Source organism: Rhodoferax sp. RT4P68 (assembly GCF_056521305.1).
Window position 1 is genome coordinate 414,817 of record NZ_JBWMBB010000006.1, and the last position, 14,842, is coordinate 429,658.

Consider the following 14,842-nt stretch of genomic DNA (forward strand, 5'->3'; position numbering starts at 1 on the left):
GCCGCTAGCCGGCTACAGGTCTGTGCGGCAACAGACCGATGGCTGCACGGCCGCGGCAGACAGGCTCAGGTCGACGGCCCGACGGGCGGGGCAGGCCCGACTCCCGACGCGAAGCTGAATTGCCCCGGTGACTGGATCGGATCGGTGGTGACAACGATGGTGTCCTTCGGCCCGAACCGACCTTCCAGCAGCATCCTGGCCAGCGGGTTTTCGATGCGCTGCTGGATGGCACGCTTCAGCGGCCGTGCGCCGTAAACCGGGTCGAAGCCGATCTTGGCGATCTCGGCCAGCGCGGGCGCCGAGACCTGGAGCCTCAGATCCAGCTTGGCCAGGCGGGTTTGCAACACCTGCAGCTGGATGGCCGCGATGGAGGCGATGTGGGCGGCGTCCAGCCCGTGGAACATCACGGTCTCGTCGATGCGGTTCAGAAATTCCGGCCGGAAATGCCTCTGCAGTTCGCCCCAGACCGCGTCCTTGATGTCGGCGGTGGGCTCGCCCACCATCGCCTGGATCAGCGGCGAGCCGATGTTGCTGGTCATCACGATCACGGTGTTCTTAAAGTTCACGGTGCGGCCGTGGCCGTCGGTCAGGCGGCCATCGTCCAGCACCTGCAGCAGCACGTTGAACACGTCGGGGTGCGCCTTCTCCACCTCGTCGAGCAGCAGGACGCTGTAGGGCTTGCGGCGCACAGCCTCCGTCAGGTAGCCGCCCTCCTCGTAGCCCACGTAGCCGGGCGGCGCGCCGATCAGGCGGGCAACCGAGTGCTTCTCCATGAACTCGCTCATGTCGATGCGGATCAGGTGGTCCTCGCTGTCGAACAGGAAGCCGGCCAGTGCCTTGCACAGCTCGGTCTTGCCCACGCCGGTGGGGCCCAGGAACAGGAACGAGCCGGTGGGCCGGTTCGGGTCCGACAAGCCGGCGCGCGAACGCCGGATGGCGCTGGCCACCGCCGTGATGGCCTCGTCCTGGCCCACGACGCGCTCGTGCAGTTTCACTTCCATTTGCAGGAGCTTGTCGCGCTCGCCCTGCATGAGTTTGGAGACGGGGATGCCAGTGGCGCGCGCCACGACCTCGGCAATCTCTTCGGCGCCGACCTGGGTGCGCAGCAGGGTGGGGGCGTGGGATTGGGCTTTGTTCGTCTCGCTTTGCTGGGCTTGCTTAAGCCGTGCTTCCAGCGGCGGCAGCTGGCCGTATTGCAGCTCCGCGACCTTGTTGAATTCGCCCTTGCGGGTGAGCTCTTCGATCTGGAACTTCAGCTTGTCAATCTCGCCACGCACCTGTGCACTGCCCTGGGCCTGTGCCTTCTCGGCCTGCCAGATCTCGTCGTGGTCGGCGATCTCTTTCTGAAGCTTGGCGATCTCTTGCTCGATCAGGCCGAAGCGGCGGACCGACGAGTCGTCCTTCTCTCGGCGCACGGCCTCGCGCTCGATCTGTAGCTGGATCAGACGGCGGTCCAGCCGGTCCATGACCTCGGGCTTCGAATCCATCTCGATCTTGATCTTGGCGGCAGCCTCGTCGATGAGGTCAATCGCCTTGTCGGGCAGGAAGCGGTCGGTGATGTAGCGGTCAGACAGCTCCGCTGCGGCGACGATGGCCGGATCGGTGATGTCCACGCCATGGTGCACCTCGTACTTTTCCTGCAGGCCGCGCAGGATGGCAATCGTCGCCTCCACCGTTGGCTCGCCCACAAGGATCTTCTGGAAGCGGCGCTCCAGCGCGGCGTCTTTCTCGATGTACTTGCGGTACTCGTCCAGCGTGGTCGCGCCGACGCAGTGCAACTCGCCACGCGCCAGGGCTGGCTTGAGCATGTTGCCGGCGTCCATCGCCCCTTCGCCCTTGCCCGCGCCCACCATGGTGTGCAGCTCGTCGATGAAGACGATGGTCTGGCCTTCGTCCTTGGCGAGGTCCTTCAGCACAGTCTTCAGCCGTTCCTCGAACTCGCCACGGAACTTGGCGCCGGCCAGCAGCGCCGCCATGTCCAGCGACAGCACGCGTTTGCCCTTGAGCGACTCGGGCACCTCGCCGGCCACGATGCGCTGCGCCAGGCCTTCGACGATGGCGGTCTTGCCTACGCCGGGCTCGCCGATCAGCACCGGGTTGTTCTTGGTGCGGCGCTGCAGCACCTGGATGGCGCGCCGGATCTCGTCGTCGCGGCCGATCACCGGGTCGAGCTTGCCCATGCGGGCGCGCTCGGTCAGGTCCATGGTGTATTTCTTCAGGCTGTCACGCTGGCCTTCGGCGTCGGCGTTGTCGACCTTCTGGCCGCCGCGCACCGCGTCGATCGCCGATTCCAGCGACTTGCGTGAGAGGCCGTTGTCGCGCACCAGCTTGCCGATGTCGGCCTTGCTGTCGGTCAAGGCCAGCAGGAACAGCTCGCCTGCAATGAACGCGTCGCCGCGCTTGAGGGCCTCTTTCTCGGTGGCCTGCAGCAGGCGCGCCAGTTCGGTGCCGATTTGTACCGCCCCCTGGTCTTGCACCGTCGGTAGCGTCTTGACGGCCGCATCGACACCGTGCAGGAGCGTGGAGACGTTCACCCCGGCGCGCTGCAGCAAGGCGCGCGGGCCTTCGTCTTGTCGCAGCATTGCCGCGATCAGATGGGCCGGCTCGATTGTGGCGTTGTCGTTCGCCAGCGCCAGCGACTGTGCGTCGCCCAGCGCTTCTTGAAATTTTGTGGTCAGCTTGTCTTGACGCATTGGATGGAGGTGTGTGGTGCTGTCATGGCGGTACGTGGTGTTGGTCGACGCGGTCGGTGAAGTGCTGACTTGGCGAGCGTCTCAGGACGTGCCCGTGGCAGCTGCCGACGCGCCCCAGGTCCATTCCTGAATCTCCGGCATGTCGTGCCCGTGCCGATCGATGAAGACCTTGTGCGCAACGAGCTTGTCCGCCAGCTGCTGGCGCAGGCGCAGGCCCGCAGCCCCGGTTTGCGGCAGCCGATCCAGCGCGGCCATGGCCAGGTGGAAACGGTCCAGCCGGTTCAGCACCGTCATGTCGAACGGCGTGGTGATGGTGCCTTCCTCCTGGTAGCCATGCACGTGGATGTTGCGGTGGTTGGTGCGCCGGTAGGTGAGCTGGTGGATCAGCCGCGGGTAGGCGTGGAAGGCGAAGATGACCGGCTTGTCGCGCGTGAACAGCGCATCGAAGGCGGCATCCTCCAGGCCGTGGGGGTGTGCGTCTGGCGACTGCAGCTTCAGCAGGTCGACCACGTTGACCACCCGTACGCGGATGGCCGGCAGGTGTTCGCGCAGCAAGGCCACGGCCGCCATGGTCTCCAGCGTGGGCACGTCGCCGCTGCAGGCCATCACCAGGTCGGGGCCATCGGCGCCTTCGTTGCCGGCCCATTCCCAGGTGCCGATGCCGGCGGCGCAGTGCAGCACCGCCGCATCCATCGTCAGCCACTGCGGCGCCGGGTGCTTGCCGGCCACCACCACGTTGACGTAGTGGCGGCTGCGCAGGCAGTGGTCCATGACGGAGAGCAGGCAGTTGGCATCGGGCGGCAGGTACACGCGCACGATCTCGGGCGTCTTGTTCAGCACCACGTCGATGAAGCCCGGGTCCTGGTGCGTGAAGCCGTTGTGGTCCTGCCGCCAGACGTGCGAGGCCAGCAGGTAGTTCAGCGAGGCGATCGGCGCGCGCCACGGGATCGTGCGCGTCACCTTGAGCCACTTGGCGTGCTGGTTGAACATCGAATCGACGATGTGCACAAAGGCCTCGTAGCAGTTGAAGATACCGTGCCGCCCGGTCAGCAGATAGCCTTCCAGCCAGCCCTGGCACTGGTGCTCGCTGAGCATTTCCATGACCCGGCCGGTGGGCGCCAGCGAGGCGTCGGTCGGCAGCGTCTCGGCATTCCATTGCCGCGAGGTGACCTCGAACATCGCCCCCAGGCCATTGGAGAGCGTCTCGTCCGGCCCGAACATGCGGAAGTTGCGCTGGTCTTCATTGCGCACGGTCACGTCGCGTATGAACTTGCCCAGCTCGCGCGTGTCACCGATGCCGCGCACGCCGGGGTGCGGCACGTCGACCGCGTAGTCGCGGTAGTCGGGCAGGCTCAGCGGGCGCAGCAACCGGCCGCCGTTGGCGTGCGGGTTGGCGCCCATGCGACGCGGCCCCTGGGGCGCGAGGGCGGCCAGCTCTGGCAGCAGCCGGCCCTGGGCGTCGAACAGTTCGGCCGGACGGTAGCTCTGCAGCCATTGCTCCAGGGCCGCAAAGTGCTGGGGCTGGCTGGCCAGTGCGGACAGTGGCACCTGGTGCGAGCGGGCCGTGCCCTCCATGGGCTGGCCGTCCACCATGGCGGGGCCGGTCCAGCCCTTGGGCGATGCCAACACGATCATCGGCCAGCGGGGCCGGCCGCTGCGGCCATGCTCGCGTGCTTCTTGCTGGTGGTCCTGGATCTGTTCGATGGCGCTGTCCAGCGCCGTGGCCATGGCCTCGTGCATCAGCATGGGGTCGTGGCCCTCGACGAAGATCGGTGACCAGCCGTAGCCGCGCAGCAATTGTTCGAGTTCGTCGCGGCCGATGCGCGCCAGCAGGCTGGGGTTGGCGATCTTGTAGCCGTTCAGGTGCAGGATGGGCAGCACCGCACCGTCGGTGACGGGGTCCAGGAACTTGTTGGAATGCCAGGCGGTGGCCAGCGGCCCGGTTTCCGCCTCGCCGTCGCCCACCACGCAGGCGACGATCAGCGAGGGGTTGTCGAACACGGCGCCAAAGGCGTGGCTGAGCGAATAGCCCAGCTCGCCGCCTTCGTGGATGGAGCCCGGGCATTCGGGCGATGCGTGGCTCGGAATGCCGCCCGGGAACGAGAACTGCCGGAACAGCTGGCGCAGCCCTTCGGTGTCCTGCCCGATGTCGGGGTAGACCTCGCTGTAGCTGCCCTCCAGGTAGGTGTTGGCGACCACGGCCGGCCCGCCATGGCCCGGCCCGGAAACATAGACCATGTCCAGGTCGTACTTGCCAATCACCCGGTTCAGGTGCACGTAGATGAAGTTCTGCCCCGGCGTGGTGCCCCAGTGGCCGAGCAGCATGCGCTTGACATCGTCCAGCGCCAACGGGCGCTGCAGCAGCGGGTTGTCGTACAGGTAGATCTGGCCGACGGACAGATAGTTGGTGGCACGCCAGTAGGCGTCCATTCGCCGCAGCAGTTGCGGCGCCAGCGTGGTGGCGGGCATCGCGTCGGCGCCCGGTGGATGGTGCGCGGGGTAGGTTTGTTCCATGAATGGGACCAGTCTGGGCGTGTGCGTGGGTGCGGTCTGTCCGCCACCGTACAGACGGGGCTGCGCCCGGCGTCCAAGCTGCAACCATGAAACTTCTTGGTTGGATGAGATCACCTGTCAGCGTGCCCGCCGCACCGGCCGCAGCGAAGCCCACGCCGTGAAGTTCAAGGATTACTACGCCGCGCTGGGCATTGCGCGAGATGCCGACCTGGACCAGATCAAGAAGGCCTACCGCAAGCTGGCGCGCCAGCACCACCCGGACATGTCGAAGGCGCCCGACGCAGAGGCCAAGTTCAAAGAGGTGGCCGAAGCCTATGCCACGCTGAAAGACGCCGACAAGCGCGCCGCCTACGACGCGCTGGGCCAACGCAAGGCGGGCGAGGAGTTCGCGCCGCCGCCGCCCTGGCAGCAGGAACATGCCGCGCACGAGACCGGGTTCGACGAGATGGATCTAGCCGACCTGTTAGCGGCCATGCGGCGCGGACAGGGCCAGGCCCACGCGCCGGTGCCCATGCGCGGGCAGGACCACGAGACCAGCGCCCGCATCAGCCTGCTGGACGCCCACCGTGGCACCAGCATGCACCTGGACCTGGCCGATGCGCAGGGGCGGCGCACGCTGGAGGTGACGATCCCGCCCGGTGTGCGCGAGGGCCAGAAGCTGCGGCTGCGTGGCAAGGGCGGCCGAGGGCGCCACGGCGGGCCCGATGGCGACATCTACCTGCACCTCACGCTGGCGCCGCATCCCGTGTTTCGGCCTGACGGCCATGACCTGCACTTCGTGCTGGCGCTTTCGCCCTGGGAGGCCGCTCTGGGCGCGGACATCGAGGTGCCGACGCTGGACGAGCCGGTGCTGATGACCGTCCCGCCCGGCACGCGGGGCGGCGGGCGGCTGCGCCTGCGCGGGCGTGGCCTGGCCGATGGCCGGGGCGGGCGCGGCGACCTGTACGCCACCGTGCGGATCGACGTGCCGGCCACGCTGTCCGAACGTGAGCATCAACTCTTCACCGAACTGGCTGCGGCCTCGCGCTTCGATCCGCGCGCAGCCCCGTCACCGGAGCCAATCCATGTCCCCCATGTCTGAAGTCGTGTGGCTCGATGCCCGTGAGGCGCTGACCTTGACCGAGCTGGCCGAGACCTGCGCCGTGCATGCGGCCGAGCTGCAGGAACTGGTGGACGACGGTGTCGTGCAACCCGTGCAGCCCGACGAGCCGGTGTGGGTCTTCAGCGCCGCATACGTGATGCCGCTGCGCAAGGCGGGCCGCCTGCGCCGCGACTTCGATCTGGACCTGTTCACCGCCGGCCTGCTGCTCGACCAGCTGCTGCGCATCGATGCGCTGGAGACGCAGGTGCGCACGTTGCAGGCGCGCCTGGCGCACGGACGCTGAGCCGGGCGCGTGAGCGGCAGACATCCACGTGCCCGGCGCTGCGTCGCCCATGTTCGGCAGCGCACAGACGCCGGCACTCCGCGCGCCGAAGATGGTCGCCATGGGATTTTCTTCAGCGCTCAGCGCCAGCAGCGGCGTGTTCAACCCCGCCGGGGCAATGGCCTTCGCTTCTGTGGCGGGCTCGGCTGCGGCGCCCCTCGCGGGGTCGAATGTAGCCTCGAATGCCGCCCCGGTCGGGTCGCCGGACCCGGCCGCGCCGTCCGATTTGCCCTGTGTGTTGAGCGTGAACGGCGGTTCGTCTTCCATCAAGTTTGCGCTGTACCAGAGGGGCCCCGGCCTCGCCCGTGTGGCGCACGGTCAGATCGAACGCATCGGCCAGGGGTACGGAACGCTGACGTACCAGCGCGCAGGCGAGCCGCAGGCAACAACACAGCCGATCGATGCCGGCGACCACGCGGGCGCCGTCGCTCTGCTGATGCGCCTGCTCGATGCCGAAGTCGGCGCGGCGGTGATCGGGGCTGTCGGCCACCGGATCGTGCACGGCATGCGCCACGTGGAACCCGAGGCCATCACGACGGAGCTGCTGCAGGAACTGCGCGCGATCATTCCGCAGGACCCGGAGCATCTGGTGGGTGCCATCGCACTGGTCGAGGCTTTTGGCCAGGCCTACCCGGCGCTGCCGCAGGTGGCGTGTTTCGACACTGCGTTTCACCGTCACATGCCGCGCGTGGCCACCATGCTGCCCATCCCGAGGCGCTACGAGGCGCTGGGCGTGCAGCGCTATGGCTTTCATGGCCTGTCGTACGCATTTCTGATGGAAGAGCTGGAGCGCCTGGACGGTGCACAGGCGGCGCAGGGCAGGGTGGTGCTGGCCCACCTGGGCAACGGGGCCAGCCTGGCGGCCGTGCACCAGGGCCGCAGCATCGACACCAGCATGGGATTCACGCCGTCATCGGGCATCCCCATGGGCACACGCTCGGGCGATCTGGACCCAGGCGTCGCCGACTACCTGGAACGCACCGAGCACATGGGACGGCCCCAGTTCGACGCGATGGTGCACCACGCCAGCGGCTTGCTGGGCATGTCCGAGACCAGTGGCGACATGCGCGAGCTGCTCAAGCGCGAGGCCGATGACCCAAGGGCGGCCGAGGCGATCGCGATGTTCTGCTACCAGGTGAAGAAGTACGTGGGCGCGTATGCAGCCGCACTGGGGGGCATCGAGACGCTGGTGTTTGCCGGTGGCATCGGCGAGCACGCCGCGCCGGTGCGCGCGCGGGTCTGCGAGGGGCTGGGTTTTCTGGGCATCGAGATCGACGCGGCGCGCAACGCGGCGCATGGACCCGTGGTGTCGACTGCGGCCAGCCGCGTGATGGTTCGGGTCATGCACACGGACGAGGAACGCATGATCGCGCGGTCGGTGTGCCGTGTGCTGGGCATGCAGTAGATGCGGCCAGACCCACGTGCCGACCCGGCCGAAATAGCAGACTCGAATATCGTGTGTCAATGTGTCGTCAGTTGTCGTCGGTATGGCAACGCACAGACAGCATCAGCACGCGGCCATAAACTGCATGGGTCAGCTCCAGCCTGGAGCGTCAGAACTCGGGCTAGTCGAACCCTAGTCATGGGGCTTGACGAGCACGTCCAGCTCCGGAAAACGGCCGCTCGTTGCTGAGTGTTTTCCAGGCATCAGGGGATGTACCGCATGGTGTTAAACGACACCACAGGGCGTCATCGATTCTGGGGCAGGTCGACAATCCTCGAAGCTCGACGAATCCTGCACAACCGCAAGTACCTCAGCATGCCTTTTGCTCTAGAAATGACCGGCCAACCAGGATCCTGGTGATCGATGTCGAAGGCTCGCACGTCAAGTGCCTGGCAAGAGGAGAGAGCGCTCGTCGAAAGTTCGCTCCGCAGTGGCTCTGAGCCCACGCAAGATGGTGGAGGACGTCTGCGCACTCGTTGCCGATTGGGACTTCGATGCCATCTCGATCGGCCACCCCGGCGTCGTATCCCACAGTGCGCCGGTGCGCGAGCCGCGCCACATGGCACCTGGCTGGGTGGGCTTCGACTTCGAGGCCGCATTCGGACGGCCAGTTCGACTTGTCAACGATGCGGCGATGCAGGCTTTGGGTGCGTGCCAGGGCGGCAAGTTGCTCTTCTTGGGGTTGGGCGCGGAGCTCGGCTCCGCGGCCATCTGGGCACCCCGATGGCGGCAGGCCCACGGCATAGCAGGTGTGGCAGAGATTTCTGCGCCTCGGGCCGTGGCCTGTTGGGCGAACAGCGCTGTGGGTCCGCATGCCGTCCTGGGCTATGTGCGAGCAACAGGAGGAAGCCTATCGAGAGCATGTCCTGCCAGAAACCGTGACGGACCGCGTGTCGATCGAGGCGGCGGCGCCGCTGGGGTGAGATCGCTTCGACGCGGCCTACGTGCTGGCCGCAGCCCGGAAGCAGCTTGCCAGGCGCGAACGGGCGATCCCACCGAGAGCATCCGCATTTCGGTCCGACGCGCAAAGGTCCCACCACGCGGCCGTTGACGGCGTTGCAGGCTGAACTGGAGAAGATCGCTGCCGGTTCTCGAGCTTCCGCCTGAGCCGAGACTGTGTTCCCTCCTGACTGTTTCGCACGATACTGTTCTTCATTCGGGCGTTCCTTCCGGGGCCACGTCGGCATCCCTATCCTGACCCCTTAGTCGAAAGACGCGCGTCGTACCGCTGACGAAGTTGTGGACTTGGCCGTCGACGCACAAGAGAATCGGCGCTGCCGTACCGTCCTGGCCACGCACCGCAAACGAGTCGCGCGTTAGCCGCAGGTCGAGTGAATGCCCGCGGTAGCGTATCCGCAGATCGAGGCGCCTTAGTTCGCGTGGCAATTCCGGAGCGAAATGCAGAACATCGCCCCTTGCTTCGATGCCCGTGGACACGCGCTGCATCAAATCGACTGACCCCGCCATGGCGCCCAAGTGCACGCCCTCCGCCGTGGTGCCTTGCTGGATGTCGAGAACATCGCTCTGCAGCGCCTGCGCAAAGAAGTCCATCGCACGCGCCCGGTCGGAACGAGCCAGCACCCAGCACATCACCACGCGCGACAGCGTTGAGCCCAGCGACGAGCGGTTGGCGTAATAGGCCACGTTGCGCGGAATGGTGTCGTAGTCGAAGGGACACTCGAGGCGCTTGAACAGGTCGCCCAGTTCTTCGGCGGAAAACAGGTAAAACAGCATGAGCACGTCGGGCTGCTTGGACAGCTTATAGCGATTGGCGCTGTCGTTCTCCTCTTCGAGGATGAGGTCGAGACGCTGAATATTGGTGTAACGGGCGCGGTAGTCATCCCAATCAAGCTCGCGCAGTTTCTCGTAGCCCTCAAACTGGCTGATGATGCCGTCGTGCAGTGGCACGAACATCCTGCGACTGATGTCGCCCCAGCGCGCGACCTCCTGGACCGACAGGCCCAGCCGCGCCGTAAGCTCGGCACGCCGCGCTACGGAAAGAAGATCGAGGACCTCTAACGCGCGGCACAGCACCCAGACGGCCATGATGTTGGTGTAGGCGTTGTTGTCAAGGCCGGGCGCCGCAGAATCCGGATAGCCGTCGTGAAACTCGTCCGGGCCCATCACGCCGCAGATCACGTAGCGACCGCGCGCGTTGTCTAAGCTTGCAATGCTCGACCAGAAGCGGGCAATGTCGAGGATCAACTCTGCACCGTAAGAATGCATGAACTCGACATCGTACGTGACCTGGAAATACTGCCAGACGTTGTAAGCAATGGCACTGCCAACGTGGCGCTGCAGGTAAGAGTTGTCGGGCACCCAGCGCTGCGAGCGCGGGTTGAGGTTGAGTACCTGAGTCTCCTCCTGGCCGTCACTTGCGCTCTGCCAGGGGAACATCGCCCCGCTGTAGCCGGCCGCCACCGCTGCGGCGCGCGCCTCACCTAGGCGCCGGTAGCGGTACATCAGAAGCGACCGCGTGATCTCGGGCATTCGGAAGTTGAAAATGGGAAAGATGAACAGCTCATCCCAGAAGATGTGGCCCTGGTATGCCTCGCCGGTCCAGCCGCGCGCGGGAACACCGATGTCCAGTCCGATGGAGCTGGGCGATACGGCCTGCAGCAGGTGAAACATGTTCAAGCGAAGCAGCATCGGAACGTCCGAGCTGAATCCGGGTTCAGCCGGCTGGACATGCATGTCGAAGCGGCGCCACAGATGCTTCCACGCGAGTACATGCTCTGCCATCACGGCATCAAAACCCCCTGCGCGTGCGATCGATTTGCGGCCCTCCAGCGCGCACTCGGAAACAGCGTGGTCGCGCGAGGTGTAGAAGGACGCCAACTTCTCCACCACCAGCGTCTCGCCTTGCTTGAGCTCGACCTCGAACTCTTGACCGACGTAGCCCGCCTCCTGGATTAGCCTGCGCCCGCCCTCAAGCAGGCGACTATCGACGAATGCCCGCGTTCGCGCTGTCTGTGCAATCTCAATGTGCGACTGGCAGGTGCGCACCCGCAGGCACGCGCCGTCCTCGCCGACAAGTTCACCGTCCAGCGGCTCCAGGTGCTTGTTGTTAAACCTGCCATAGAGCGTTGCGCCCGAATTGACGGTGCGCCCGTCGATGGCCGAACGCACTGTGACACGGGCGGACCAGTTGTCGGCGGTCAGCGAGACCTCCAGCGCACCGAGATGCATGTCGCCCATCGAGACCAGACGCCGCTCCCTGAGCGTGCTGCGCCGTCCTTGGCTGTCTTCAAAGCAGACGGTTCGCAGCAGCAGCCCGCGGCGCAGATCGAGTTCCTGGTGGTAGGACAAAAGCTTGACGGTGCGCGCGTCGAACCAGCCATGCTCCGCGATCCGCACCCCGAGCGCGAGCCAGTTAGGAAAGTTCACCAGATCCTCGTTCTCCACGCTGCGGCCCGCAATGTCGGTGCGCAACCGGTTATAGCCGCCGGCAAGATAGGTTCCAGGATAGTGAACGTCGTCGGCGCGTGCCCAGGAAGCTGAACCGCGCGTCGCGAAATAGCCGTTTCCCAGTGTGCACAAGGCTTCTCGGGTGCCCTCGTGCCCTGGATCGAAATCTTCAAACACAAGTGACCAGGCCGAAGGTGGTTCGATGAAGATCGCCACTTGCGCCAGATCGGTCACCACGACATCGGCCCCGGCGTCGCGTAGCGCCTGAGCTTGTTCGCGGTGATCAACGGCGATGACGCAGCCGAACCCCCCTGCGCGCGCGGCCTGTACGCCCGCGATAGCATCCTCCACGACGATCGCGCGCGTGGGTTCTATGCCGAGGCGCCGGGCTGCCTCCAGGAAGCCATCCGGCGCCGGCTTGCCGTTGAGATGGAGGCGGGTGATGTCTATCCCGTCCACACGCGTGTCGAATAGCTGCGCGATGCCTACGGCATCAAGCACTGCCGCGCAATTGTTGCTGGAGGACACCACGGCGGTCTTGATCTCTTGCGTTCTGAGTGCGCGAACGAGCTCAATCGCCGACGTATAGGGTTCGACGCCGTGCTCTTCCAGCTCTTGCCTGAAGTACGTGTCTTTCCGTTTCCCCAACGCGTGCACAGTTTGCAGATCAGGGCCGTCTTCAGGACCGCCCCAGGGCAATCTGATATCGCGCGACGCGAGGAAATCATGCACGCCGTCATAGCGTGGCTTCCCGTCGACGTACCGCGGGTAGTCCGTAGCGATATCAAAGGCCACGAACGGCTCACCAAGCTGGATCGCGCGCTGTTGGAGGAACCCGTTGAACAGCTTCTTCCACGCCGAGGCATGCACGCTGGCTGTTCGCGTCAACACGCCGTCAAGGTCAAACAAAACAGCGTCATAGTCCCGCGGAGAAAGCGTGATCACCCGACCTGGATCAGTCATCCCTGCTCCCGATGGCTGCGCCGGTGCGTCCTCGTGAGGTCCTTGTTTGATCACAGCGCCGAAGTGCCCCGCGTGCAAGAGGCCTCACCCCACCAGCACCAGGTGGCCCTGCTCTACAGCCGCTTGCATCTCCTCCAGTCGCAACTCGGCGCAGTGCTCGCCGGCAGCACCCCACACGATGTCGATGCGCTCACCGCCGCTCTGCTCGATCAGACACGGCCCCAGCGGGACAGCCTTGCGCCGACCGTTGCCGGTGATGCAGACCACCGGGCCCGTGACACGGGCGCTGCGTGTCGCGTGGCCCGTGTGTTCCTGCAAGGGCACTGCAGGGGCTGGCGGAAGCGCGTGAGACGTGTTTGGCATCTGTGCATGGTGTGCTTGTCGGCTGCACTGGTCCGTTCGGCAACGCACGCAGCACGTGATGGGGTCAGGGGTCACAGAGAAGGTGGCCCACCCGCCAACGCGCTTGCTAACGACGCTTGCGGCCGACCACTGGCGCCGCTTCGCTGCGGAACAGCTCGGATCGCTGGGCAAGGTGGATCATGTGGGCGGACGCATGGATGGTCAGGTGGTGGGGTGTGCAGCCCGCCCGGGGCAGGATGCAGCCGGCAAGCTCACCCACCAACGCGCGCGTGCCGACAGGTGCGGCCGCGAGCAGCGCGGTCACCAGGTTTTCTAGTGCGATCACCCGCACCTGGAGTTGAACCAGTTCCGCATTGGTCAACGACACGCTGGTCTGCCCGTTGCCGGCAGACGATGCGGCTGAAGCATCCGGGGCGGCGCCACCTTCGTTCTCCCAGCGCGAGATGGCTCGGCGCAGCTGGGTCGGTGCAGGGCTCGGGTGCTGGCTCACACGGCGTGCCAATCTCTGGTTTGGCGTTGGTCGGGAACGCATGGCGTGCTGCCTCTTACCTCGGCACGACCGGCCGGTGGGTCTGAAGGCCGCCGGACAGGAGCCTGACGCCCGTCATCTTCAACCGGATGTCCTCGATCGCATGCGGAGGCTCCAGCCCCTTGGGACACACTTCGGCGCAGTTCATGATGGTGCGACACCGGAACAGCCGGTACGCGTCGAGGGGCGTGGACGCAGCCACAGCCCCACGAACACAAACAATACGAACAGCAGCATGTAGACCGCGCTCGCGCGCTGCACCCACCAGGCCGCGAGACCCGTGGCCTTGAACCTCATGGCAGCAGCATCATGGCGCACGCCGCGATGACGAGGCCACCCGTGTTGACCAGCCAGGCGCTACGACGGGTGAACGCAGCGGCGAGCCGATGCCTGCATCCGACAGCAGATGGCGAACGCCCGCGAGCACATGGTGCGCCAGCGCCCAGACCAGCGGTGCAGCCAGCGCCTTGCCCGTCCAGGTTTGCAGCATGCCCCGGACGCGCTGGAGTCCCACCTCATCCTGGAGCGACAGGCCCAGCAGATAGAAACCGACCGGAACACCGGCTGCGAGAAGCAAACCTGACACGCGGGGTGCAATGGACGTCCAGGGACCGACTGGCATGCGGATCTGCAAAGGCTTCAGGAAGGCGGGGCGGCGCGGCGCGTTCATGTATTCCTTGCGCGGCTCCCGGCATGGGTCCGTCAAGCGATTCATTGGTAGCCGACCCCCATGACGTAGCTGCGCAGCAGCGCTTCTTCGTAGTGCTCATCGGCCAACAGCGCCCGCAGTGCGTCGCGCGCATTGACGACGCCCACCGGCCTGCGGTCATCATCCAGAACGGGCACGTGCACGAGGCCGCGCTCGGCCATGTGCATCAACAGGGCGGGCAAGCTGTCGGCACGATGGCAGGTGACGACGTCGCGCACCATGAGGTCCTTTGCCTGGCGGGTTCTGACCCATTCCTCCCCGCATCCGAGCTGCTGCACGATGTTCGTCTTGGTGACGATGCCGACCATGGTCTCCGTACGGTCACAGACCACCAGCAGGCTGATCTGCGTGCTGCACAGCAGCGCCGCCGTGTCGATCAGCGGGGAGTTCCACCGCACGATGCGCAGGCGCGAGCGGGTCATGGCATCCATGCTGCCAACGAGCTTGGTGTTCATCCGGCGATCGATCTGTGTGTTCGTCAGTTGATGGCCTGGCCCGTCATGCGCGTGCTGCAGGTGTGTGGCAAGGCGGCTGTTTGCCATATCGGCGCCACCATAGCGTCTGTGCGCGCTGTTCACTGTCCGCCACCGCACACAAGAGCAGGATTTGTCTGCTCCATCTCACCCGGCTGCAAGCCGACGCAGCCACTGGAGCAGTGCCGTTGGCAGCAACTCGGGACGGGCCAGCAACGCGTAGTGGTACGGGCCGAACACGGCAGGCAGGTAGCTTGCCGCCTGGCGATCGATCGTCAGGCAGAACGGCGAGATGCCTTGCAGCTTGGCTTCTGTCACGGCC

12 protein-coding genes are annotated in these 14,842 nt (G+C 65.9%); 4 read left to right on the top strand and 8 right to left on the bottom strand.

All coding sequences use genetic code 11. The features are described 5' to 3' along the window. Positions 1 to 65 precede the first annotated feature (65 nt). The gene (gene clpB / locus AC099J_RS16160) at positions 66 to 2,693 is read right to left on the bottom strand and encodes an ATP-dependent chaperone ClpB (RefSeq protein ID WP_479616284.1); all 2,628 of its coding nucleotides are present in this window, start codon (positions 2,691 to 2,693) and stop codon (positions 66 to 68) included. Between the two features lie 81 nt (positions 2,694 to 2,774). Beyond that, positions 2,775 to 5,207, bottom strand: coding sequence for a phosphoketolase family protein (locus tag AC099J_RS16165; RefSeq protein ID WP_479616285.1), 2,433 nt, complete (start codon positions 5,205 to 5,207; stop codon positions 2,775 to 2,777). Between the two features lie 100 nt (positions 5,208 to 5,307). Between AC099J_RS16165 and AC099J_RS16170 the strand changes: the two genes are divergently transcribed. The 4 genes from AC099J_RS16170 to AC099J_RS16185 all read left to right on the top strand — a co-directional run bounded on the left by AC099J_RS16170 (position 5,308) and on the right by AC099J_RS16185 (position 8,998). Then, a complete protein-coding gene (locus AC099J_RS16170; protein WP_479616286.1) occupies positions 5,308 to 6,288 on the top strand; it encodes a DnaJ C-terminal domain-containing protein in 981 nt (326 codons plus the stop codon). Continuing rightward, positions 6,272 to 6,592, top strand: a complete 321-nt coding sequence (locus AC099J_RS16175) for a chaperone modulator CbpM (protein ID WP_479616287.1) — start codon at positions 6,272 to 6,274, stop codon at positions 6,590 to 6,592. The genes AC099J_RS16170 and AC099J_RS16175 overlap by 17 nt, the downstream gene beginning before the upstream one ends. A gap of 100 nt (positions 6,593 to 6,692) precedes the next feature. Then, positions 6,693 to 8,036 carry an acetate/propionate family kinase gene (locus AC099J_RS16180; RefSeq protein WP_479616288.1) on the top strand — a complete coding sequence of 448 codons (1,344 nt, stop codon included), beginning with the start codon at positions 6,693 to 6,695 and terminating at the stop codon, positions 8,034 to 8,036. An 851-nt stretch (positions 8,037 to 8,887) separates the two neighbouring features. Continuing rightward, complete coding sequence (locus tag AC099J_RS16185) at positions 8,888 to 8,998, top strand: transketolase-like TK C-terminal-containing protein (protein WP_479616289.1); 111 nt, start codon at positions 8,888 to 8,890, stop codon at positions 8,996 to 8,998. A 229-nt stretch (positions 8,999 to 9,227) separates the two neighbouring features. Here AC099J_RS16185 and AC099J_RS16190 read toward each other — a convergent pair whose 3' ends face one another. The 6 genes from AC099J_RS16190 to AC099J_RS16215 all read right to left on the bottom strand — a co-directional run bounded on the left by AC099J_RS16190 (position 9,228) and on the right by AC099J_RS16215 (position 14,589). Next, positions 9,228 to 12,446, bottom strand: a complete 3,219-nt coding sequence (locus AC099J_RS16190; protein WP_479616290.1) for a beta-phosphoglucomutase family hydrolase — start codon at positions 12,444 to 12,446, stop codon at positions 9,228 to 9,230. An 84-nt stretch (positions 12,447 to 12,530) separates the two neighbouring features. After that, positions 12,531 to 12,764 carry a hypothetical protein gene (locus AC099J_RS16195; RefSeq protein ID WP_479616291.1) on the bottom strand — a complete coding sequence of 78 codons (234 nt, stop codon included), beginning with the start codon at positions 12,762 to 12,764 and terminating at the stop codon, positions 12,531 to 12,533. A gap of 151 nt (positions 12,765 to 12,915) precedes the next feature. Beyond that, the gene (locus tag AC099J_RS16200) at positions 12,916 to 13,176 is read right to left on the bottom strand and encodes a hypothetical protein (protein ID WP_479616292.1); all 261 of its coding nucleotides are present in this window, start codon (positions 13,174 to 13,176) and stop codon (positions 12,916 to 12,918) included. Between the two features lie 306 nt (positions 13,177 to 13,482). Beyond that, positions 13,483 to 13,635 (bottom strand): hypothetical protein, encoded by a 153-nt coding sequence (locus AC099J_RS16205; RefSeq protein WP_479616309.1) that lies wholly within the window; start codon positions 13,633 to 13,635, stop codon positions 13,483 to 13,485. 10 nt (positions 13,636 to 13,645) lie between these two features. After that, positions 13,646 to 14,008 carry a succinate dehydrogenase, cytochrome b556 subunit gene (gene sdhC, locus AC099J_RS16210; RefSeq protein WP_479616293.1) on the bottom strand — a complete coding sequence of 121 codons (363 nt, stop codon included), beginning with the start codon at positions 14,006 to 14,008 and terminating at the stop codon, positions 13,646 to 13,648. A gap of 41 nt (positions 14,009 to 14,049) precedes the next feature. Next, complete coding sequence (locus AC099J_RS16215) at positions 14,050 to 14,589, bottom strand: CBS domain-containing protein (protein ID WP_479616294.1); 540 nt, start codon at positions 14,587 to 14,589, stop codon at positions 14,050 to 14,052. Positions 14,590 to 14,842 lie beyond the last annotated feature (253 nt).

What these genes read in the sequence shown, in the direction of transcription:
- clpB (WP_479616284.1), bottom strand. Translation starts at nt 2,693, where the DNA reads ATGCGTCAAGACAAGCTGACCACAAAATTTCAAGAAGCGCTGGGCGAC.
- AC099J_RS16165 (WP_479616285.1), bottom strand. Translation starts at nt 5,207, where the DNA reads ATGGAACAAACCTACCCCGCGCACCATCCACCGGGCGCCGACGCGATG.
- AC099J_RS16175 (WP_479616287.1), top strand. Translation starts at nt 6,272, where the DNA reads ATGTCCCCCATGTCTGAAGTCGTGTGGCTCGATGCCCGTGAGGCGCTG.
- AC099J_RS16180 (WP_479616288.1), top strand. Translation starts at nt 6,693, where the DNA reads ATGGGATTTTCTTCAGCGCTCAGCGCCAGCAGCGGCGTGTTCAACCCC.
- AC099J_RS16185 (WP_479616289.1), top strand. Translation starts at nt 8,888, where the DNA reads ATGCCGTCCTGGGCTATGTGCGAGCAACAGGAGGAAGCCTATCGAGAG.
- AC099J_RS16190 (WP_479616290.1), bottom strand. Translation starts at nt 12,446, where the DNA reads ATGACTGATCCAGGTCGGGTGATCACGCTTTCTCCGCGGGACTATGAC.
- AC099J_RS16205 (WP_479616309.1), bottom strand. Translation starts at nt 13,635, where the DNA reads ATGAGGTTCAAGGCCACGGGTCTCGCGGCCTGGTGGGTGCAGCGCGCG.
- sdhC (WP_479616293.1), bottom strand. Translation starts at nt 14,008, where the DNA reads ATGAACGCGCCGCGCCGCCCCGCCTTCCTGAAGCCTTTGCAGATCCGC.
- AC099J_RS16215 (WP_479616294.1), bottom strand. Translation starts at nt 14,589, where the DNA reads ATGGCAAACAGCCGCCTTGCCACACACCTGCAGCACGCGCATGACGGG.